The sequence below is a fragment of the Rhizobium sp. HT1-10 genome, from assembly GCF_049472505.1.
In the GTDB taxonomy this organism is placed as follows: Bacteria; Pseudomonadota; Alphaproteobacteria; order Rhizobiales; family Rhizobiaceae; genus Rhizobium.
The window spans coordinates 264061-284115 of sequence record NZ_JBCEBQ010000007.1 but is presented as its reverse complement, the minus strand read 5'-3'; the positions used below and the strand labels follow the sequence as shown (position 1 = coordinate 284115).

At 62.9% G+C, this 20055-nt stretch carries 19 protein-coding genes and 1 riboswitch; of the genes, 8 read left to right on the top strand and 11 right to left on the bottom strand.

What is annotated here, in order from left to right:
* Positions 1 to 3: 3 nt before the first annotated feature.
* From VH564_RS18550 to kdpF, 9 genes are all read right to left on the bottom strand, one after another.
* Positions 4 to 1158 (bottom strand): glycosyltransferase, encoded by a 1155-nt coding sequence (locus VH564_RS18550; protein ID WP_423341331.1) that lies wholly within the window; start codon positions 1156 to 1158, stop codon positions 4 to 6.
* A gap of 152 nt (positions 1159 to 1310) precedes the next feature.
* Positions 1311 to 3056 carry an alpha/beta hydrolase gene (locus tag VH564_RS18545; RefSeq protein WP_423341330.1) on the bottom strand — a complete coding sequence of 582 codons (1746 nt, stop codon included), beginning with the start codon at positions 3054 to 3056 and terminating at the stop codon, positions 1311 to 1313.
* Positions 3057 to 3287: 231 nt separating this feature from the next.
* On the bottom strand, positions 3288 to 3980 hold the full coding sequence (locus VH564_RS18540; protein ID WP_423341329.1) for a response regulator: 693 nt from the start codon (positions 3978 to 3980) through the stop codon (positions 3288 to 3290).
* Positions 3977 to 6688, bottom strand: coding sequence for a DUF4118 domain-containing protein (locus tag VH564_RS18535; RefSeq protein WP_423341328.1), 2712 nt, complete (start codon positions 6686 to 6688; stop codon positions 3977 to 3979). The genes VH564_RS18540 and VH564_RS18535 overlap by 4 nt, the downstream gene beginning before the upstream one ends.
* 55 nt (positions 6689 to 6743) lie before the next feature.
* Positions 6744 to 7310, bottom strand: coding sequence for a potassium-transporting ATPase subunit KdpC (gene kdpC / locus VH564_RS18530; protein WP_423341327.1), 567 nt, complete (start codon positions 7308 to 7310; stop codon positions 6744 to 6746).
* 57 nt (positions 7311 to 7367) lie between these two features.
* Entirely contained in the window at positions 7368 to 9434 is a 2067-nt protein-coding gene (kdpB, locus tag VH564_RS18525; protein ID WP_423341326.1) for a potassium-transporting ATPase subunit KdpB, read from the bottom strand.
* A gap of 43 nt (positions 9435 to 9477) precedes the next feature.
* Positions 9478 to 9618 carry a hypothetical protein gene (locus VH564_RS18520; protein WP_423341325.1) on the bottom strand — a complete coding sequence of 47 codons (141 nt, stop codon included), beginning with the start codon at positions 9616 to 9618 and terminating at the stop codon, positions 9478 to 9480.
* A gap of 25 nt (positions 9619 to 9643) precedes the next feature.
* Positions 9644 to 11347 carry a potassium-transporting ATPase subunit KdpA gene (gene kdpA / locus VH564_RS18515; RefSeq protein WP_423341324.1) on the bottom strand — a complete coding sequence of 568 codons (1704 nt, stop codon included), beginning with the start codon at positions 11345 to 11347 and terminating at the stop codon, positions 9644 to 9646.
* A gap of 33 nt (positions 11348 to 11380) precedes the next feature.
* Positions 11381 to 11470: a K(+)-transporting ATPase subunit F gene (gene kdpF / locus VH564_RS18510; RefSeq protein ID WP_111221508.1), complete on the bottom strand. Its 90-nt coding sequence runs from the start codon at positions 11468 to 11470 to the stop codon at positions 11381 to 11383.
* A gap of 392 nt (positions 11471 to 11862) precedes the next feature.
* Positions 11863 to 11974: riboswitch (TPP riboswitch) on the top strand.
* Between kdpF and VH564_RS18505 the strand changes: the two genes are divergently transcribed.
* From VH564_RS18505 to VH564_RS18485, 5 genes are all read left to right on the top strand, one after another.
* The gene (locus VH564_RS18505) at positions 11965 to 12573 is read left to right on the top strand and encodes a YkoF family thiamine/hydroxymethylpyrimidine-binding protein (protein WP_423341323.1); all 609 of its coding nucleotides are present in this window, start codon (positions 11965 to 11967) and stop codon (positions 12571 to 12573) included. Its footprint overlaps the riboswitch before it by 10 nt.
* 41 nt (positions 12574 to 12614) lie before the next feature.
* Positions 12615 to 13385, top strand: a complete 771-nt coding sequence (locus tag VH564_RS18500) for an ABC transporter permease (protein ID WP_423341322.1) — start codon at positions 12615 to 12617, stop codon at positions 13383 to 13385.
* A complete protein-coding gene (locus tag VH564_RS18495; RefSeq protein WP_423341321.1) occupies positions 13382 to 14149 on the top strand; it encodes an ABC transporter ATP-binding protein in 768 nt (255 codons plus the stop codon). The genes VH564_RS18500 and VH564_RS18495 overlap by 4 nt, the downstream gene beginning before the upstream one ends.
* A gap of 2 nt (positions 14150 to 14151) precedes the next feature.
* Positions 14152 to 15156, top strand: coding sequence for an ABC transporter substrate-binding protein (locus tag VH564_RS18490; RefSeq protein WP_423341378.1), 1005 nt, complete (start codon positions 14152 to 14154; stop codon positions 15154 to 15156).
* 142 nt (positions 15157 to 15298) lie between these two features.
* Positions 15299 to 15607, top strand: a complete 309-nt coding sequence (locus VH564_RS18485) for a hypothetical protein (protein ID WP_423341320.1) — start codon at positions 15299 to 15301, stop codon at positions 15605 to 15607.
* 76 nt (positions 15608 to 15683) lie between these two features.
* Here the strand turns inward: VH564_RS18485 and VH564_RS18480 are convergent, their stop codons facing one another.
* Positions 15684 to 16136: a hypothetical protein gene (locus VH564_RS18480; protein WP_423341319.1), complete on the bottom strand. Its 453-nt coding sequence runs from the start codon at positions 16134 to 16136 to the stop codon at positions 15684 to 15686.
* 105 nt (positions 16137 to 16241) lie between these two features.
* Positions 16242 to 17039 (bottom strand): NAD-dependent epimerase/dehydratase family protein, encoded by a 798-nt coding sequence (locus VH564_RS18475; RefSeq protein ID WP_423341318.1) that lies wholly within the window; start codon positions 17037 to 17039, stop codon positions 16242 to 16244.
* Between the two features lie 158 nt (positions 17040 to 17197).
* On the opposite strand from VH564_RS18475, the gene VH564_RS18470 reads away from it, so the two are divergent.
* The 3 genes from VH564_RS18470 (at position 17198) to VH564_RS18460 (ending at position 20054) form a co-directional block, all read left to right on the top strand.
* Positions 17198 to 17938 (top strand): FadR/GntR family transcriptional regulator, encoded by a 741-nt coding sequence (locus tag VH564_RS18470; RefSeq protein ID WP_423341317.1) that lies wholly within the window; start codon positions 17198 to 17200, stop codon positions 17936 to 17938.
* 69 nt (positions 17939 to 18007) lie between these two features.
* On the top strand, positions 18008 to 18913 hold the full coding sequence (kdgD, locus tag VH564_RS18465) for a 5-dehydro-4-deoxyglucarate dehydratase (protein WP_423341316.1): 906 nt from the start codon (positions 18008 to 18010) through the stop codon (positions 18911 to 18913).
* 4 nt (positions 18914 to 18917) lie between these two features.
* Positions 18918 to 20054 carry a mandelate racemase/muconate lactonizing enzyme family protein gene (locus VH564_RS18460; protein ID WP_423341315.1) on the top strand — a complete coding sequence of 379 codons (1137 nt, stop codon included), beginning with the start codon at positions 18918 to 18920 and terminating at the stop codon, positions 20052 to 20054.
* Position 20055: the final 1 nt, after the last annotated feature.

Below are 20055 nucleotides of genomic sequence, written 5' to 3'. Positions count from 1 at the left end.
TGATCATCCGCCTTCCGTCGAGAACCTGTCGCGAGGCACGTAGCCGACGACGGATGACTTATAGGCCGAAATGGTTTCGTTAACGTGTGCACGCAAACCGTCCCGGAAGCGTTCCGGCGAGAATTTTGCCGCCTGGGCCTTGCAGTTTTCAGCGGAAAATTGCCCCTCGAGGCTCAGGAAGCGTCGCACGCAGGCCGCAATCGCCGGCCCTTCCGGCTGATCGAAAAACAGGCCCGTCTGGCCATCGATGACGGTCTCGCAGGAACCGCCGCGACCGAGTGCCAGCACAGGCGTCCCCTCCGACTGTGCCTCTACCGAGATGATGCCAAAATCCTCTTCTGCGGCGAAGACGAATGCCCGCGCCGTTGCCATCAAATCGCGGAGCTTGCTGTCGCTGACGAAGCCGGCGAAGCTGACATTGGCGCCGGCTATCTTTCGCAAGTGAGCGGCCTCTGGCCCGTCTCCGGCAACGATCAGATGCTGGTCGGGAAGCGCCTCGAAAGCTCGCACGATGGCTTCTATGTTCTTGTAAGGCACCAAACGGCTGGCGGCCAGGAAGTGATCGCCCTTGACCGGCGCCTCCGAGCGATCAGACAGATTGGCAGGGGGATAGAGCACAGCGGCCTTCCGCCCATAGACCTTGCGAATACGGCGCGCCACGAAATGGGAGTTGGCCAGCAGCAGGTCCGGCCCGCTCGCAGTCCGCGCGTCCCAGATGCGCAGTCGATGCAGCAGAGGCCGGGCTATCAGGCGCGTCAGCGGGTTGCGGCTGCGAGCGAGATAAGCATGCTGCAGATCCCAGGCGTAGCGGATCGGCGAATGCACATAGGAGATGTGCAGCTGGTCCGGTCCGGCGAGAATGCCCTTGGCCACGGCATAGCTGCTCGAAATGATGAGATCGTAAGCAGACAGGTCGAGCTGCTCGATCGCCAGCGGCATCAGCGGCAAGTAGGCGCGGTGCGCGCGCTGCACGAATGGCAGCTTCTGCAGGAAGCTCGTTCGCGTCTGTTTCAACCCGATCTTTTGACGGTCCTCGGCCGTCAGGAAGTCAAACAGGCAAAAGACGTCGGCATCCGGATAGCATCGCAGGATCTCCTGCAAGACGCGCTCAGCACCGCCGACTGTATATAGCCAATCATGTACAATCGCGACGCGCATAAATAATCCTCTTGTCCCGCATTCACATACAGTGCGACAGCTTAAAAATGGGTTAGGACTTGCCTAGCCGCGTTAACGTCCTGTTAGCCATCAGACGTCGGTGCTCTCCAGCGGAGTGGATCAGCACGAGACGACTTGGTCTTTCGTCAACTTTAGCTTGCGGAAACGGCGCCTGGTTGGCCCAAACCTTCGACCGCAACGACCGCATCGATCAGCGCCTCGAGGATGGCCTGGCGGGCATGGGGGGCCGTCATGTTATGCTCGGCGTTCGAGACTATCCTGACGGTGGCGTGGCCGTAGGCAGCGGCATCGCGTTTGCCGAAATGGCGCGTCAGTTCATCGAGGCCACCGTCGTTCTCGCCGTAGACGAGGAACACCGACACATCGCGGGCCTGCAGCTCCCGCGCCTGGCGACGGATCTCCTGCGTCAGGGTCGAAGAGCCGTCCAGGGCGCCGAACAGGCGGGGAAAGCGTGCCGACAGTTGGGCCTTCACGAGATGCGCGGCCTTGGCGGCCAACAGCCTCAGGGACTTCCGACCGGAGAGAATATCCATGATGGTCTGGAAGGATAAAGCCCGCCGGCGATAATCCGCGACCGAGGAGGTGCCGCCTTTCAGAATGTCTTCGAAGGTTTCATCCGGTGAAAGCCCGAGCCGCACCGTGTTGACGGCAACGAGCCCGCGGATGCGGGGATCGGCGACTGCGGTTTGTACTGCCGCATAACCGCCGCTGCAGCGGCCAGACACCAGGATAGGGCCAAGGCGCATCGCCTCCACCGTCGTCACCGCCTCCATCACATCAAGAGCCTGGGCCTCGACATAATAGGCATGGCCTTCGATCGAGGCCGCATCGCCGATACCGCCTGTGTCGATACGAAAGCTCGCAATGCCTCTTGCGGCCAGCGCGCGGGCGAAATCGACATGCATGCGCGCCCAGCCGATATGATAGTTGTCGCCGGAATTGATAAGCAGGATGGTCGCGCGTGGCGCCTGAGCCTCAGGCAGGCAGAGGATGCCGAACAAGCGCCCGTCCGCTCCGAACAGGAGAGGCTTCTCGCTGTAGCCATCGCCTTGCAGGGCTTGGATGACAGGCTGCGGCTGGGCAGCCGCAGCCCTATTGCCCGGCGGCATCGTGGCGACCAGCCATGACCGCACCTGATCGAAACAGGCAACCGGCGGGACGGAGGCCTGGCTGTAGGATAAAAAGCCGTCAGCGCCTGCATAGATTTCCGTCGAAACCACAAAGCCGGCGGAGGACAGTCGCTGGGGCCATTCGGCAGCACCCGGCGCGCCCGATCGCAGAACCGCCAACAGCGGAATTTCGCTCCCCAGCTGGCTGCCCTCCACGATCCGCAACTCGCCGATTTCCTTGGCCAGCGCGGCGGACATCGAATGGCCGCCGATCTCGATCGTTTCTTTCGATGGGTTACCGGGAAGGCCTAGAAAGGAGCCGATCATGCGGCCGAGAATTTCCAGTTCGCGCATGCCTGCCCTGCCCTGATTCTGCGGCGCCATCTGAACGACGGCCGATGCCGATGTCGATAGGGCGCAATGGGGCGCGATCAGTCCGCCGATGCCATGGCCAAGAAGGACGATCTTCGTAACACCATAGTGTCCGCGCAACAGTTCTGCGGCTGCCCTCACCGCGTCCAGCCAATCGTTGAGGGATATGCCATCACTTGTATTTCCAAGGCTGTCGCCGGCTCCGGGCCAGTCGAACCGGAGGCAGCAATAGCCGGCCTGCGCCAGTCTATCGGCAAATCCAGCCCAGCCCCTGCGGATTGTCATCTCTTCGAAGCCCCATGCCGGCAGCATGACCACTCCGGTCGTACCGCCGCCGTCATGGATGAAGCCAACGCATCCATCAAAGGTTACGGGTGTGCCAAACTCGCGCTTCAAGATTTTCCCTCACCGTGTCTCGCAAAGCAGCCGCGACGTCGGCGTTCGGCAATCGCGTCCCTTGGGGATGGTCGACATTAGAGTGAGCCAGTCTAAATATTTCGTGTGCAGAGGATTGCGTCATTGTAAATAACGCTGCATTTGGCCCGACTTTCCTTAGTATTAGAACATCTCTGTTCAGCCCAAACGTGCCTTAGGCGCAATCTACTGCTGGATTTGTTGTCACGCGCCTCAGTCCGGCTCCCTAAGCCGATAGCCGACGCCTGTTTCCGTGGTGATGTAGATTGGCTGATCAGGCACTTTCTCGATCTTCTGGCGCAATTGCCGAACATAGACCCGCAGATACTGCACGTCGGCCGCCGGGCCCCAGACCTGCTTCAGAACGAACTGATGCGTCAGCACCTTTCCGGCATATTGCGCCAAGACGCGAAGGATGTCGTATTCCTTGGGCGAAAGCTTGACCTCGACATTATCCACCTTGACGATGCGCTTGACGAGATCGATGGTGAGCCCGCCCGTCTGGAAGATCGCCTTTTCGCCCTGCTGCTGAAGCCGATGGCGCAGGGCAACGCGGATGCGGGCAGCGAGCTCGTTGACGCCGAACGGCTTGGCCACGTAATCGTCGGCGCCGGTCTCCAGGGCCTGAACGATTCCCGCCTCGTCGGTACGGCTGGAAAGAATGACAACCGGTATCGTCACCCCCTCCTCCCGCCATTCGTGAAGCAGTTGATGACCCGGCTTGTCCGGCAGTCCCAGATCGAGGATGATGAGATCCGGCGGATCGTTCTTCACCTGGCGCGCGGCCGCGGCCGCATCGGCCGCTTCGACGACATCGTAGCCTTGCGCTGTCAGGCCGACACGCAGCAGGCGGCGTATTGGCGGCTCGTCGTCGACGACGAGGATCGTGATGGGCGCGCCTGTCATTTGAGGTCTTCCAGTTCTGGGATGTCATTGGCCCGAGGCAGACGGATGGTGAAGGTGGCTCCCTGGCGGTCCTGCCGGTTGGCGGCGGTCACGGTTCCTCCCATCGCCTCGACGAAGCCACGGCAGATCGAAAGGCCCAGCCCCGTGCCGGCCCGCACCTGATCTCCTTTGCCGACGCGGTAGAAGGTATCGAACACTCGTTCCAGATCGTTTGCCGGTATGCCCGGACCCTCGTCGGAAATCTCGACGAAGACGTTGTAGGCATTGGCCCAGCTTTTCAGATCGATGGTCGACCCCTCAGGTGCGTATTTGGCGGCATTGTCGAGGAGGTTGAAGAGCACCTGCTCGAGCAGCACCGGATCGACCCGCACCATCGGCAGGTCGGCGGCGATATCCAGATCGATCTGGTGGTGAATGAGGATCTTCGCGCTGCGGCGAAGCGCACTGCCGACGATATCCTCGATGAAATTGGGTGCGCTGTTGGGCTGCATCGCACCCGAGCCGATGCGCGTCATGTCGAGGAGATTGGCGATGAACCGGTTGAGCCGTTCGGACTCGTCGACGATTGTCGAGAGCAGGTCGGTGCGATCCTCCTCGGTCATCGAATCGAGGTAATCGCGCAATGTCCCGGCCGCCCCGAGGATCGCGGCCAATGGCGTCTTCAGGTCGTGCGAGATCGAGGTCAAGAGGGCCGAGCGCAGCCTGCCGGCTTCCACCGTGAGCTTCGCCCTGTCGACGTCGCCGACCAGCTGGATGCGCTCGATCGCCAGGGCGGCCTGGTCCGCGAGCGCATCGAGCAGACGCTGCTGCTCGGGCGTCAGCAGGGGACCGTCGCGACGGTCGCTGTCGAGGCCGATGACGCCGACAGCGGAGCGGCCGGTGCGCAGCGGTACATAAAGCCGCTTGGCGCCGGGCAGGGTATCGGCGCCGCGGCCGGCGGCAAGGTTATGCTCCCAGGCCCAACCCGCCGCCGCGATGTCGGCATCGTCGAGCGTGTCGTCGGGCGGATAGCCGGCCCGCACCGCGATCGTTCCGTCTTCCGGCAGCAGCAGCACGACCCGGACCTTGAGCATCGATGCGAGTTGGAAGGCCGTTGCCCAGAGCACGTCGTCGAGCGTCCCCGTTCCCGCCAGTTTCTTCGAAAAGAGATAGAGATCTTCGGTCGTGCGCGCACGGTGACGGGCGGCGGCGGCCTGCCTCTGCACCGTGGCGGTCAGGTTGCTGGCAATGATCGCAACGCCGAAGAAGAAGAACAGTGCCAGCACGCTTTCCGGGTCGCTGATCGTGAAGGTATAGCGCGGCGGCAGAAAGAAGAAGTTGAAGGCCAGCGATCCGAGAACGGAGGAATAAAGCGCCGGCCGCAGCCCGTGGATAACGGCCGAGGTCAGCACCGCCATCAGGAAGACAAGCGCCAGATTGCGCACATCGAGTATCTGATCCAAAGCCGCGCCGAAGAGCAGTGTTATGGCCACATAACCTGTCGCAAGAAGGTAGGCCTTGAGGTCGAAGGACGTCGCGGCGGCGGCGCTCGCAACACCACGGGGAGCGACAGGCGCATCCTTGTCGTTGCCGGATATGACATGCACGCTGACATCGCCGGCCCCCCGGATCAGCTGGTCGGCGACCGACGCGGTGAAACTGTCGCGCCAGCGCCGCTTGGACGGCGAACCGGTGACGATGTGGGTAACGTTGTTTGCGGCGGCGTGCTGCAGCAGCTCCTCCGCCACACCCCGCCCCGGGAGGGTGATCGCCTCGCCACCCAGATGCTCAGCGAGCCTCAGCGTCGCTGCGATCGTGTCGCGCTGCATTTCGGTGAGGTTGATGGAGCGGTTAGTCTCGACATAGACAGCCGACCAGCGCGCCCGCAGCCGCGACGCCATCCGGGCGCCGTAGCGCACCAGCGATGCCGAGCGCGGATCTTCGTCGACGGAGACGATAATGCGTTCGCCGGCAGCCCAGGGCCCGGCGATCGCATTGGCCTGCATATGCGTCAACAGCTGGTCATCGACGCGCTGGGCGGTGCGGCGGAGCGCGAGCTCGCGCAGCGCCGTCAGGTTGCCCGGCGTGAAATAATTGGTCAGCGCCCGCTCTGCGGTCTTGGCGACATAGACCTTGCCGTCGTGCAGGCGCTTGATCAGGTCGTCCGGCGTCAGGTCGATGATCTCGACATCGTCGGCCATGTCGATGATCGAGTCAGGCACCGTCTCGCGAACCCTGATGCGGGTGATCTGCGAAACGACGTCGTTGAGGCTCTCGACATGCTGGATGTTCAGCGTGGTGTAGACGTTGATGCCGCGGTCGAGCAGTTCCTTGACATCGAGGTAGCGTTTCGGATGGCGGCTGCCTTCGGCGTTGGTATGGGCCAGTTCGTCCACCAGCACCCAGTCCGGCCGGCGGGCGAGGATGGCGTCGAGATCCATTTCCTCCAGCAGCTGGCCCTTGTAGGGCAGCTTCACCCGGGGAACGATCTCGAACCCGGAAATCAACGCCTGCGTTTCCTTGCGGCCGTGGGTCTCGACGACGCCGATGACGACATCGACGCCATCGGCAATCTTTGCCCGGCCGGACAGGAGCATCTCGTAGGTCTTGCCGACACCAGGCGCCGCGCCCAGGAATATCTTCAAGCGACCGCGCGCCTCGGCCTTCGCCTTCTCCAGGAGGGCGTCGGGTGAAGGTCTCAGCATTGGGTCGCGGTCGCCTGCAGACATTACGTCGTTCTTTCCCGCATGGCCTTTGCCATGGGTCCTTTAAGCCCTATTCCTGTCACGTCGCCAGGGCGTCGAGTGCCTGGTTAAGGGCCAGGACGTTCACTGTCGCCTCGCCCAGGATACCGAGCTCGCGGCCCTGAACGACGTTGTCGATCAACGTCTTTACCTTGGCTTCGTCCAAGTTGCGAGCCTTGGCAATGCGCGGCACCTGAAAGTATGCGGCTTCAGGGGAAATCGCTGGATCGAGGCCGCTGCCGGAAGCGGTGACGAGGTCGACAGGCACTTCGGCGTTCGGGTTGGTGGCCTTGGCGGCTTCGTAGTCGGCCTTGACGCGGTCGATCAACTTCTTCGAGGTCGGGCCGAGGTTGGAGCCGCCCGAGCTTGCAGCATTATAGCCGTCGCCGGCGGCCGACGGGCGCCCGTGGAAATAGCGGTCGCTGGCGAAGGCCTGGCCTATGAGGCTCGAGCCGACGACTCTACCATCCTTGACGACAAGGCTGCCGGCCGCCTGCGCGGGAAACAGCGCCTGGGCAGCACCGGTCATTGCCAGCGGATAGAGAAGGCCCGTCAAGGCGGTGGTGGCGACAATCATGACGATGGCGGGGCGGAGCTGGTTCAGCATTTTGATGAACTCCTGGTTGGGTTGAGACGAGAAACCGGCGGCAGCGGACGCGCCGGCTTAGGCAAGGCCAAGGGCCGTGACGATCATGTCGATCGCCTTGATCCCGATGAAGGGGACGATGACACCGCCGAGGCCGTAGATGAGCAGGTTGCGGCTGAGCAGCGCGCCGGCACCGATCGGTCGGTATTTGACGCCCTTCAGCGACAGTGGGATCAGGGCGATGATGATCAGCGCATTGAAGATGATCGCCGAAAGAATGGCGCTCTGCGTCGAGGCCAGCCCCATGATGTTCAGAGCCTTCAGCTGCGGATAGAAGGCAATGAACATGGCCGGGATGATGGCGAAATACTTGGCGATGTCGTTGGCGATCGAGAAGGTGGTGAGCGCGCCACGGGTCATCAGCAACTGCTTGCCGATTTCGACGATCTCGATCAGCTTGGTCGGATCGCTGTCGAGGTCGACCATGTTGCCGGCTTCGCGGGCAGCCACCGTGCCGGTGTTCATCGCCACGCCGACATCGGCCTGGGCGAGTGCCGGGGCATCGTTGGTACCGTCGCCGCACATGGCGACGAGCTTGCCCTTGGCCTGCTCCTCGCGCATCAGCGCCAGCTTCATCTCGGGCGTCGCCTGGGCGAGGAAGTCGTCGACGCCGGCCTCGGCCGCGATCGCTGCTGCCGTCATCGGGTTGTCGCCTGTTATCATGACGGTGCGGATGCCCATGCGGCGCAGTTCGGCAAAACGCTCGCGGATGCCGCCCTTGACGATGTCTTTCAGCTGGATGACGCCGAGCAAGCGGCCGTCGCGGGCAACGGCGAGCGGGGTAGCACCCGACTTGGCGATCTCGTCGGCAATTGCCTGCAGTTCACGCACGACATCATGGCCGGCGCTGCCAGCGGAGGCGCCGGCACCGGTGACATAGGCGAGCACGGAGTCCACGGCACCCTTGCGGATCGACGAGCCATCGACATCGACGCCGCTCATGCGGGTCTGGGCCGTGAAGGGGACGAAGGTGGCGGACAGAGCCGTCATGTCGCGACCCCGGATCGCGTATTTCTCCTTGGCGAGCACGACGATGGAGCGGCCTTCCGGCGTCTCGTCGGCAAGCGAGGCCAGCTGGGCCGCATCGGCGAGTTCCTGCTCGGTGACGCCGCGAACCGGACGGAACGAAGTTGCTTGGCGGTTGCCCAGCGTGATCGTGCCGGTCTTGTCGAGCAGCAGCGTGTCGACGTCGCCAGCCGCTTCGACCGCGCGGCCGGACATGGCGAGCACATTGAAGCGGACCAGCCGGTCCATGCCGGCGATGCCGATGGCCGAGAGCAGCGCGCCGATGGTCGTCGGGATCAGGGTCACGAAGAGGGCGACCAGAATGATGATCGGGATCGAGCCGCCGGCATAGGACGCAAAACTAGGGATCGTGGCTGTCGCCAACACGAAGATCAGGGTCATGCCGGCGAGCAGGATGTTGAGGGCGATCTCGTTCGGCGTCTTCTGGCGCTCGGCGCCTTCGACCAGTGCAATCATTCGGTCGATGAAGGTCGAGCCGGCAGCAGCCGTGATGCGGACCCGGATCTGGTCGGAGAGCACCTGCGTGCCGCCCGTGACGGCCGAGCGGTCGCCGCCGGATTCGCGGATGACGGGGGCGGATTCGCCTGTTATTGCCGCCTCGTTGACGGAGGCAACGCCTTCGATCACCTCGCCGTCGGACGGGATGATATCGCCGGCCTCGACCAGCACGACATCGCCGACCTTGAGGCTGGTGCCCGATACCATGATGTAGGCATCGCGGCTGCCACCCTGCAGCAGCTTGGCCTGGGTTTCCGTCCGCGACTTGCGCAGCGAGGCGGCCTGGGCCTTGCCACGGCCTTCGGCAACGGCCTCGGCGAAGTTGGCAAACAGCACCGTGAACCACAGCCAGATGTTGACCTGCAGCGAGAAGCCGAGATTGCTGCCGCCGGTGAGGAGATCGCGGATGAACAGCACGGTCGTCAGGAGCGAGACAGTTGCCACGACGAACATGACCGGGTTCTTGGACAGCGTCCGGGGGTTCAGCTTTGCGAACGCCCCGCCGATGGCGGGAATAAGGATGCGACTATCGAGGATACTCGCGGATTTTGCCTGGCTCATTGAGAGACTCCAGCGAAAGAGGAAGCGTGATCGGATGGGCCGGTCAGCCGTGAAGGATTTTGAAGGCGGCAAGCGCGACCAGCAGGATGGCCATCATCATCAGGATGACGTCCGTGGCCCGGGTCGTCCCGGCCGGCTCCCGCGCCGGCGAGCCGGAGCGGGAGCGTGTACGTTTGCGAAGCATGTGTCGCAGGATCATCGGACTGGCCTCAGAAGGTCTGGCCAGCGATCATCATCAGGTGCTCGATCACCGGTCCGAGCGCCAGCGCCGGGAAGAAGGTGAGACCCCCGACGATCACGATCGTGCCGACCAGCAGGCCGACGAACAGGGGACCATCGGTGGGAAACGTGCCTGCCGATGACGGCACGCGCTTCTTGGCGACCAGCGATCCGGCGATGGCGAGAGCGGGTATGATGACCAGGAAGCGACCCATCAGCATCGAGATGCCGAGCGTGACGTTGTACCAGGGCGTGTTGCCCGACAGGCCGCCGAAGGCAGAGCCGTTGTTGGCGGCCGTCGAGGTGTAGGCATAGAGGATCTCCGAGAAGCCGTGCGGGCCGGCTGTCCCGATCGCAGCGACCGCACTCGGCAGGACGCTGGCAATCGCCGTAAAGATCAGCATGGCCGTCGGCAGGCAGAGAATGGCGAGGATGGCCATCTTCATTTCCTTGGCCTCGATCTTCTTGCCGAGATATTCCGGCGTGCGACCGACCATCAGACCGGCAACGAAGATCGCGATGATCACGAACAGCACGATGCCGTAGAAGCCCGCGCCGACGCCGCCGACGATCACTTCGCCGAGCTGCATGTTGATGAGCGGGATGAGGCCGCCGAGTGCCGTGAAGCTGCCATGCATCGCATTGACCGCGCCGCAGGAAGCGGCCGTAGTGATGACTGCAAACAGCGAGGACAGAACCACGCCGAAGCGCACTTCCTTGCCTTCCATGTTGCCGCCGCCAAGACCGAAGGCGTGCATCAGCGGGTTGCCGGCAGCTTCAGCCCAGTAGGTCACGCCGACGCCGACGAGGAACAGGATGCCCATCGTGGCGAGGATCGCCCAGCCCTGGCGCTGGTTGCCGACCATCCGCCCGAAGACGTTGGTCAGGGCCGCACCGATGGCGAAGATGGATACCATCTGGATCAGGTTGGAGATCGCGTCAGGGTTTTCGAAGGGATGAGCGGAGTTGGCATTGAAGAAGCCGCCGCCATTGGTGCCGAGCATCTTGATGGCAAGCTGCGAGGCAACGGGGCCGACAGCGATTGTCTGCTGCGCGCCCTCCAGCGTCGTCGCGGTCACATAGGGGCCGAGCGTCTGCGGCACACCGAGATAGACGAAGGCGAGCGTCATGACGATGCAGATCGGCAGCAGGATGTAGAAGGTGGAGCGGGTCATATCGACCCAGAAATTGCCGATCGCCTTTCCGGAAGCGCGAGAAAACCCCCTGATCAGGGCAATGGCGATAGCCATGCCGGTTGCTGCGGACAGGAAGTTCTGAACAGTAAAGCCTGCCATCTGGGTGAGGTAGGACATCGTGCTTTCGCCGCCGTAGTTTTGCCAGTTCGTATTGGTGACAAAGCTGGTGGCGGTGTTGAACGACAGGTCCGACGGCACGGCGGCCATGCCGGCCGGGTTATACGGCAGGACGGCCTGCAAGCGCTGCAGGGCGTAGAGCACGAAGACGCCAAGAAGATTGAACATCAGCAGCGAGAACGCATAGGACGTCCAGTGCTGGTCTTCGCGTTCGCTGGTGCCGGCAACGCGGTAAAGCCCGCGCTCGAGAGGCCCGAGCACGATGGAGAGAAAAGTGCGCTCGCCCGCGAAGACGCGGGTCATGTAACCGCCGAGCGGTTTGACGAGCACGAGGACGATCCCGCAAAAGAGCAGGATCTGGAGCCATCCGTTGAGGGTCATGGGGTTATCTTTCAGTACCCGGCGCTGGGCAGGTCAGAAGCGCTCGGGGCGAATGAGGGCATAGGTGAGATAGACGGTCAGGAAGACGGTCACCGCACCGCTCAAGATGTAATCGAACAGCATGGGTTACTTCTCCTAGAGACGGTCGCAGGCTTTGGTGTAGACGAAGCAAAGCCCGAAAAAGATGATGACGATGGCAAGCATGGCGATATCCATCGCGCGCATGTCCTTCCAGTTTTCGAAAAGCAGGGAGCCACAGGGCTCTCATCCGGCGAGGAAACACGCGTTTCCCGCAACCAGGATATGCACCCGATCCGCATAAAGGTTCGAGACGGAAGACCGGGGTCCGGAATAAAAAAGCCATAAAGATTTTGGCTATCGACCATAGCCGGTCGCGGAGCATTTGCCGAAACGGAAGGGTGGCCGGCGGATCGGCTGGCGCCGGCAATCGATCCCATCAAGCCGATTTTGTTTTACAGACGCCTTGCAATTCCCGCCAAGCTCTGTTCTACCGGTGGCCATTACAGGGGTGCTCCGAAATGCCGGGGCTGAGATGTGGTCGCATGACCACGGACCCTCAAGCTGATCTGGATAATGCCAGCGGAGCGAGGTGAGCAATGTTTTCAGGCGCGCAGATTTCCCTATATCCGATGACCGACGATTTCGTCGCCGTCATCACCAAGGCCCTTGGTGCACTCGATCCCTACCGGGAACGGCTGCGCATTGAGACCGACGACCTCTCGACGCTGCTGGTCGGCACGCCCGACGTCGTGTTTGCAGCCATGCGCGATCTCTTCGTCGCAGCTGCCGCGAGCGGCAAGCATTGCGTCCTGCACGCGACCATCTCTCGCGGCTGCCCGGGCGAGCCGGACGATCCCATGTGCCAGACGCCGGAACTCACCGGCCCGATGGCACCGCTGGCCGAGCGCAAGGCCAAGGCGCTGGCAACCGTCGCCTCCGCCCCTCTCTCCGGCCAGGCCACATCCGCACAGCTGTCGCTTTATACGCTCGGCATCGACCAGCACATGGACGAGATCTATGGCTGCATCGATTTCCTAAAATCGTCGGGTGTTTTCAGCCGCTCTAAGAATTTCTGCACCAAGCTCAGCGGTGACGCGGCAGCGGTATTCGCCACGGTCGGAGAGGCACTGGTGCGCTTCGGGCCGCCCGCCGGCCATGTCACCATCGACCTGACGGTTTCGGCCAACAGCCCGTCGGCGCACTGACGCCAGCGACCGCTCTTCCCTGAATACGCCTGGATATTGTCATGCGAGCCAAGCTTGAGCGCGGTCTGCCCGCGTTGATTTCGATCGCCCTTCTGTTCCTGGCCTGGGAGGCCTATGCGCGACTGTCCGGCATCTCGCCGACCGCCCTGCCCGCCCCCTCCCGCGTTCTTGCCGAAGCATGGCAATACAGGCAGGCGCTGGCCGACAACACGCTTCCGACGCTCATGGCAACGCTGATGGGTTTTGCCCTGTCGCTGGTGGCGGCATTCGTGCTGTCGGTGGCGGTGGATTTCTCGGAACCGCTGCGGCGGGCCTTGTTTCCGATCTTCATCATCAGCCAGACCCTGCCGCTGGTCGCCATCGCGCCGCTGGTGGTGCTTTGGTTCGGCTTTGGGCTCGTTCCGAAGATCCTGCTGGTGGCGCTCGTCACCTTCTTCCCCATGCTGGTGGCGCTCACCCAGGGCTATGCCTCGACGGAAGAGGAAATAGAGCAGCTCCTGGCCTCGATGGCGGCGCCGAAATGGCGGCGCTTCCTGCTCGCGCGCCTGCCGTCGGCGCTGCCATACTTCTTCGCCGGCCTGCGCATCTCCATCACCTATGCCGTGGTCGGAGCGATCTTCGCCGAATATGCGGGGGCCGCCAAAGGTCTCGGCATCTATATCCTCAGCGCCAAGAACAATTTTCGCCCGGACCTGGTGCTTGCCGGGGTCATGGTCAGCTCTGTCCTGACACTCCTGCTATTCGGCCTGTCGCTGCTGGCCGCCTATCTCGTCATGCCGTGGTCGCGGGCAACGAAGGAGCGCAAGCGATGATCCCGCCGCGTCTCGAAATCCGCAACATCGCCAGCAGCTACGACGGCATGAAAGTGCTGAAAGACATCTCGCTCAGCGTAAAGCCCGGCGAATTCGTCTCGATCCTCGGTCCATCGGGTGCAGGCAAATCGACATTGTTCCGGCTGCTCACCGGCACCAAGAGCCCTGATGCCGGCGAGATCCGCGTCGATGGAAAAATGTTGGGCGACGCCTCTCCGGCCTTTGCCTTCATGCCGCAGCGCGATGCGCTGATGCCCTGGCGCAGCATCATCGACAACACGACGCTCGGCCTCGAGGTGCAGGGCATGAGCCGAAAGCAGGCGCGCAGCCGCGTCCAGCCGCTGTTTGCGGAATTCGGCCTTGCCGGCTTCGAGCAACACTATCCGGCGGGGCTTTCGGGCGGCATGCGCCAAAGGGCGGCCCTGCTGCGCACCATCGTGCAGGAACGGCCGATGCTGCTTCTCGACGAGCCCTTCGGCGCTCTGGATGCCCTGACACGGGCCGGCATGCAGCGCTGGCTCGAGGGCATGTGGATGCGCCACGACTGGACGGCAATGCTCGTCACCCACGACGTCCGGGAGGCGGTTTCCCTGTCGGATCGCATCTATCTGCTGTCCCCACGGCCGGCCGAAATCATTCGGGTCGTCGATATCCCGCTTGCGCGGCCGCGCGTGCTCGGCGGCACCGCCGGCGCCGAGGCGGCGGCGATCGAACATTCCATTCTTGAAACCTTGCTCAACCTCACAGAGGACATGAAACCATGAAATTGCCCATGCTCACCCGCCGCGCCACGCTTGCCTCCATGGCCGGGCTTGCGCTCCAGGCTCTGCCCCTCAAAGCCACGGCGGCTGACGCGGGAAAGGTCACGGTTGCGCTGGACTGGACGCCCAACAGCAACCATATCGGGCTCTTCGTGGCGCGCGACCGTGGCTTCTACAAAGAGGCCGGCATCGAGGTGGAAATCCTGCCCTATTCGGATACGTCGGCAGGGACGCTGGTCGCCAATCATGTCGCCGACTTCGGCATCGTCGGCTCGATCGGTCTGCTGACCCAGCATGCCGCCGGAGCCGATCTTGTGGGTACCTATGCTGTCGTTCAGACGGAAACCGGCCGGCTCATCGCCAATGCCGACCGGCCTGACATAACCCGGCCGCGAGACCTCGACGGGCGGCGTTACGGCGGCTTCGGCAGTGCCTGGGAGAATGCCCTGATCGGCTCGATCATTCGCGCCGACGGCGGCAAGGGCGAGTTCGAGACGATCACGCTCGGCACCTCGGCCTATCAGGCGCTGGACAGCGGTGCCGTGGACTTCACGCTAGAGGTTGCCACCTGGGAAGGTGTCGAGGTTGAGCTGAAGGGCATCAAGCAGCAGTCCTTCCGCTATGCCGATTACGGCGTTCCGGATGAACAGACGACGCTGATCGCGTCGAGCGGCCAGTTCCTGCGGGATCGCAAGTCCCAGGCACACGCCTTCGTCGAAGCCACGCGCAAGGGCTACCAATTTGCCGTCGACAATCCCGATCAGGCAACCGACCTGATGATCGCTGCCAACAGTGATTCCCTCACGGATCGTGCATTGGTGCGCAACTCGCTGCAGACGCTGATCGACGGGCACTACTTCCGCAGCGTCGAGGGTGTCATCGGCACCATCGATCCCGCCAAGATGAAAGATATCGGCGCCTATCTGTTCAAGGCGGGGATGCTGAAGGGCGCGGATGCCAAGCCACTCGCCGAATTGCCCGATTTCAGCAGCTACTTCGTCGCTACTTGACGAAACAAAGGGGCGGCAGGGAGGCCCGGTTAGAACTGGCCTTCCTGTTCCGCCACCTGTCTACCTGTCCATCCACACCAATGCACCTTGAACCACTTGGCTCCGGCGACGTTAGTCAGAAAGCGTACGACAGGAGAGACATGTGGCAGACGACAGCACGACAACGATCAAGGCGCTCTTTCAGACCCGGGAGGCTGCCGACCTTGCCATCGAGCACCTGGTGCAGCAGCACGGCATTCGCCGGCCGGACATTTTCGTTCAGTCGACCACCGCTGAGAACACGGTCGGCTCTAAGCCATCGGGCGGCGATGCATCACACGAGGATGGCGCGCGCGACGATGGTGCGCTCGCCGGGGAGATAGAGGTCTCTGCCGACATAGCCAAGGACCAGATTGCCGTGGTTCAGCGCAGCTTCGGTGAAGCAGGAGCCGTGCGGGTGACAAGCAAGTAGCGTTCACGCCTTACCCCGTTGCACGCCTTCAGACCGGCGGCTCCACAACGGAAGCGGCCGGGCCGATCACGTCGCATTAGAGCGTCGCCGGCTTGATCGTATCCTGGAAGAGGGTGCCCTCCAGCACACCGCGCGCGACATCCGCGCGATTACGGTCGATCTCGATAACCGTATAGAGTTTGTCGCTCCTGAAGGCGCTGGCATTGGACGTCGTCACATCAGCGGCAGGCGCGGCGGCCGTCTGCATGAAGTCGAGTTCCGCAGATGCCGCAACGATGCGGGCATCTCCTGAAGTGCGGGCCGCCACGACCACTTCGCCCTGATAAGGGGAGTTCCCCCAGCGGGGATCGTCAGCGGCAGCCGTGGGTACCAGGCGATAAACATTCAGCCGCTCGCCGGGCTCGACAGCAGGCGACGCAAGCTTTGCCGCATCGGCAATCTGCGCCTGGCTTTCCACCGATTGCCCGAAAGTGTTGGCGGTGGTGGCATCGTTCGGCTGGCTTCCGCCTGTCTTGGCAACGTTCGACATGGCTATCTCCTTTATGAAAGAGCCGGCTTTCCGGCTGATAAGGGAGAACGAACGCCATCACGGAAGGTTGCTTCGAGCATGGCGCATCCGGCCACCGCGCTTTGCTCAATCCTCTTCGAAGATCGGATCCTGGGTAAACTGCCCGCCCTGGTAAACGGCGATCGGCGCATCGGGGCCAGGGCGTGGGCCGGCCGCATCGAGTTCTGCGCGAAATCGCTCGGCATTGTCCTTCGGACGCCAGCCGAGAAAGGCGGCGGCGGAATTGTCCCACCAGCGGCTGTCGTTGTCCGACACGCCCCAGATGATCGGGCAACCCAGCATCGGCGCGCGAAACACGCAATCGATCAGACTGGCGAAGTCGTCATAGGACATCCAGGTCGACAGCATACGGTGGTTGGTCGGCTTTTCCATACAGCTGCCGATCCGGACGAGGGCGGTCTCTTGGCTGAACTTGTCGAAATACATGCGCGCCAGCGCCTCGCCGAAGCATTTCGAGACGCCGTATAGACCGTCGGGCCGCATCGGTGCTTCGCTGTCGATATGCTGATCCTGCCGGTAGAAGCCGACGGTGTGATTGGAACTCGCAAACAGGATACGCGGCTGCCCGTGGGCCCGCGCAGCCTCATAGAGGTTATAGAGCCCGAGCAGGTTGGCATTCAGGATCTTTGAAAACTTGTCTTCGACTGAAATGCCGCCAAGATGCAGAATGCCGTCGCAGCCCTCGACAAGGCGATCAACCGCATCCGCGTCGCCGAGGTCGCAGGTCACCTTCTCCTCGTTCGCATTGAGGTCGCCGACATCAACGATATCCGAGAGCCTGATTGTCTCCGCCATCGATGCCACGCGTTTGCGCATCGCGCGGCCCAATCCTCCGGCCGCACCCGTCACCAACAATCGTTTCAAAATCCATCCTCCCATGCACGGATCAGCTTGATCAACTCATCATACATGTTGAGAGATTAGCGTCAACGATCCAGCTTCGCCATGGCGTATGTCGTCAACTTGATATACGGATTTGCGGCAGAGACGTCTTGCAGCGAATAGTTAAGGAAAACGCGGTCGTGGCCATACAGCCGAAGTCACAGACAGAAGCAAAGTCGCAGACACTGGTGGCGCGCCTCAGCGACACCTTGCGACGGGCGATCGCCGCCGGTCAGTTCCCGCCGGGCAGCAAGCTGCCGAGCGAGGCGCAATTGACGGAAGCTCATGGCGTCAGCCGAACCGTCGTGCGCGAAGCCATCGCCGCCCTGCGCGCCGACCGGCTGGTCGAGGCGCAACAGGGCGCAGGCGTTTTCGTGCTCGAGCCGCCGGCATCGCAGATCCCCACCTTCGGAAATCTCGATCAGGCCCGCGTTTCCTCGGTTATCGAGCTTCTGGAGCTTAGAACGGCCGTGGAAGTGGAGGCCGCCGGCCTCGCCGCCTTGCGTCGCTCGCCTGCGCAAGAGGAGGCGATCTTCGAGCGCCACCATGCCGTTCGCGACTGCCTGGATGCTGGCGTCCCCACCAGTGAGGCCGATTTCGCGCTGCACCTGGCGATCGCGGAAGCCACCAACAATCTGCGCTTCCGTGAATTCCTGTCGATGATCGGACCGCGCATCATTCCCCGCGCCGCCATGCGCGACGGAGAACATGAGGCCGACCAGGCAACCTACATCATGCTGATCGACGACGAGCATCAGCAGATCGTCTCGGCCATCTCCGCCGGCGACGAGGAGACTGCAAGGTCGGCCATGCGCCGGCACCTGCGCGGCAGTCAGGAACGCTACCGTGCGCTGTTGCGTGGTCAGCGCAAACCTGTATGATGAGTTGTTGACAATCATTCAGGGTGCCTATAAGACAACTATAGTTGGAGGCGCCTGGAGGGGAACTCGATGACACCGCAAGAAATCAAGACCGCGCTCGGCGCCGGGCTACTGTCCTTTCCTGTCACGCATTTCGATGCGGACGAAAACTTCCAGCCGGAAAGCTATCAGCGCCATATCGAATGGCTGTCGGGCTTTGACGCCCCCGTGCTGTTTGCCGCCGGCGGCACCGGCGAGTTTTTCTCGCTCTCTCCCGATGAAGTGCCTGCCATCGTGCGCGCCGCCAAGGAAGCAGCCGGCTCAACGGCGATTGTCTCCGGCTGCGGTTTCGGCTCCCGGGTTGGCGTCGAAATGGCACAGGCCGTTCAGAAGGCCGGGGCCGATGGCATCCTGCTCCTGCCGCATTATCTGATCGACGCGCCGCAGGAAGGCCTCTTCACCCATATCAAGCGGATCTGCCAGTCGGTCGACATCGGCGTCATGGTCTACAACCGCGACAATTCGGTCCTGTCGGTCGATACGCTGCAACGCCTCTGCGACGCCTGCCCGAACCTCGTCGGCTTCAAGGACGGGACCGGCGAGATCGGCACCGTGCGCCAGATCACCGCGACGCTGGGCGATCGTCTGACCTACCTCGGCGGCATGCCGACGGCCGAACTCTTCGCCGAAGCCTATCTCGGCGCCGGCTTCACCACCTATTCCTCGGCCGTCTTCAACTTCGTCCCGGATCTGGCGGTCGAATTCTACAAGGCGCTGCGCTCTGGCGACCGGGCCCGCTGCGAGACGATCCTCCGGGACTTCTTCTATCCCTTCATGGCCATCCGCAATCGCCGCAAGGGCTATGCGGTCGCTGCCATCAAGGCCGGCGTTCGGCTGCAGGGTTTCGATGCCGGCAAGGTTCGCGCGCCGCTGGAAGACCTGACGCGCGAAGAAGAAGCGATGCTCGAAAAGCTCATTTCGCCCTGGAAGCGCTAGGCCGATGAAGATCGCGGCCGTCCACACGCATCTGCTCGAATACCGGCTGCCGGTGCCCTTCGAAAGCGCCTCGATGCGCTTCGACCGCCGCTCCCATGTGCTGGTCGAGATCGTCTGCGACGACGGCACGATCGGTTGGGGCGAGTGCCTGGGACCCGCAAGGCCGAATGCCACCGTGGTCGCCGCCTATGCGGGCCGCCTGATCGGCGCCGATCCGCTAGAGACGGAAAAGATCTGGGCTGTTCTCTATAATGCCCTGCGCGACCAGGGGCAGCGCGGTCTCTCGATCACCGCCCTTTCCGGCATCGATATCGCGCTGTGGGACATCAAGGGCAAGCATTTCGGCGTGCCGGTTTCGACCCTGCTCGGCGGACGGTTCCGCAACAGCGTCCGTGCCTACGCCACCGGCAGCTTCAAGCGCGACGGGGTTGATCGTGTTTCGGACAATGCGCAGGAAATGGAGGCCCATGCCAAGGCCGGGTTCCATGCCGTCAAGATCAAGATCGGCTTCGGTGTCGAGGAAGACCTGCGCGTCATCCGCGCCGTGCGCGAGGCGATCGGGCCGGACACGCGCCTGATGATCGATGGCAACCACGGCTACGACGTTATCGAAGCTGTTACGGTCGGCAAGCGTGCCGCCGAATTCGGCATCGACTGGTTCGAGGAGCCGGTCGTGCCGGAACAGCTCGGCGCCTACAGGGCGGTGCGGTCAGGCCAGCCGATCCCTGTCGCCGGTGGCGAGACCTGGCACACGCGCTGGGGCATGCAGGAGCCCATCGAGACGCGCGCGATCGACATCATCCAGCCCGATCTTTGCGGCGTTGGCGGATTTACCGAGGCGCGTCGGATCGCCGACATGGCAGCCCTGCACGGCGTGCGCGTGGTACCCCATGTCTGGGGTACGGCCGTCCATATTGCCGCTGCCCTGCAGTTCATGGCGTCGATGATCCCCAATCCGGTTCGCGTCAATCCGATCGAGCCAATCCTCGAATTCGACCGTACCGATAATCCGTTCCGGCAGGCTGTTGTCACGAAGCCAATCGAGCACGTCAACGGCGTCGTCACCATTCCAGACGGTCCGGGTCTCGGCATCGAGATCGATCGGGCGGCGCTGGCCGAATTCCGCATGGGAGACGATTGAC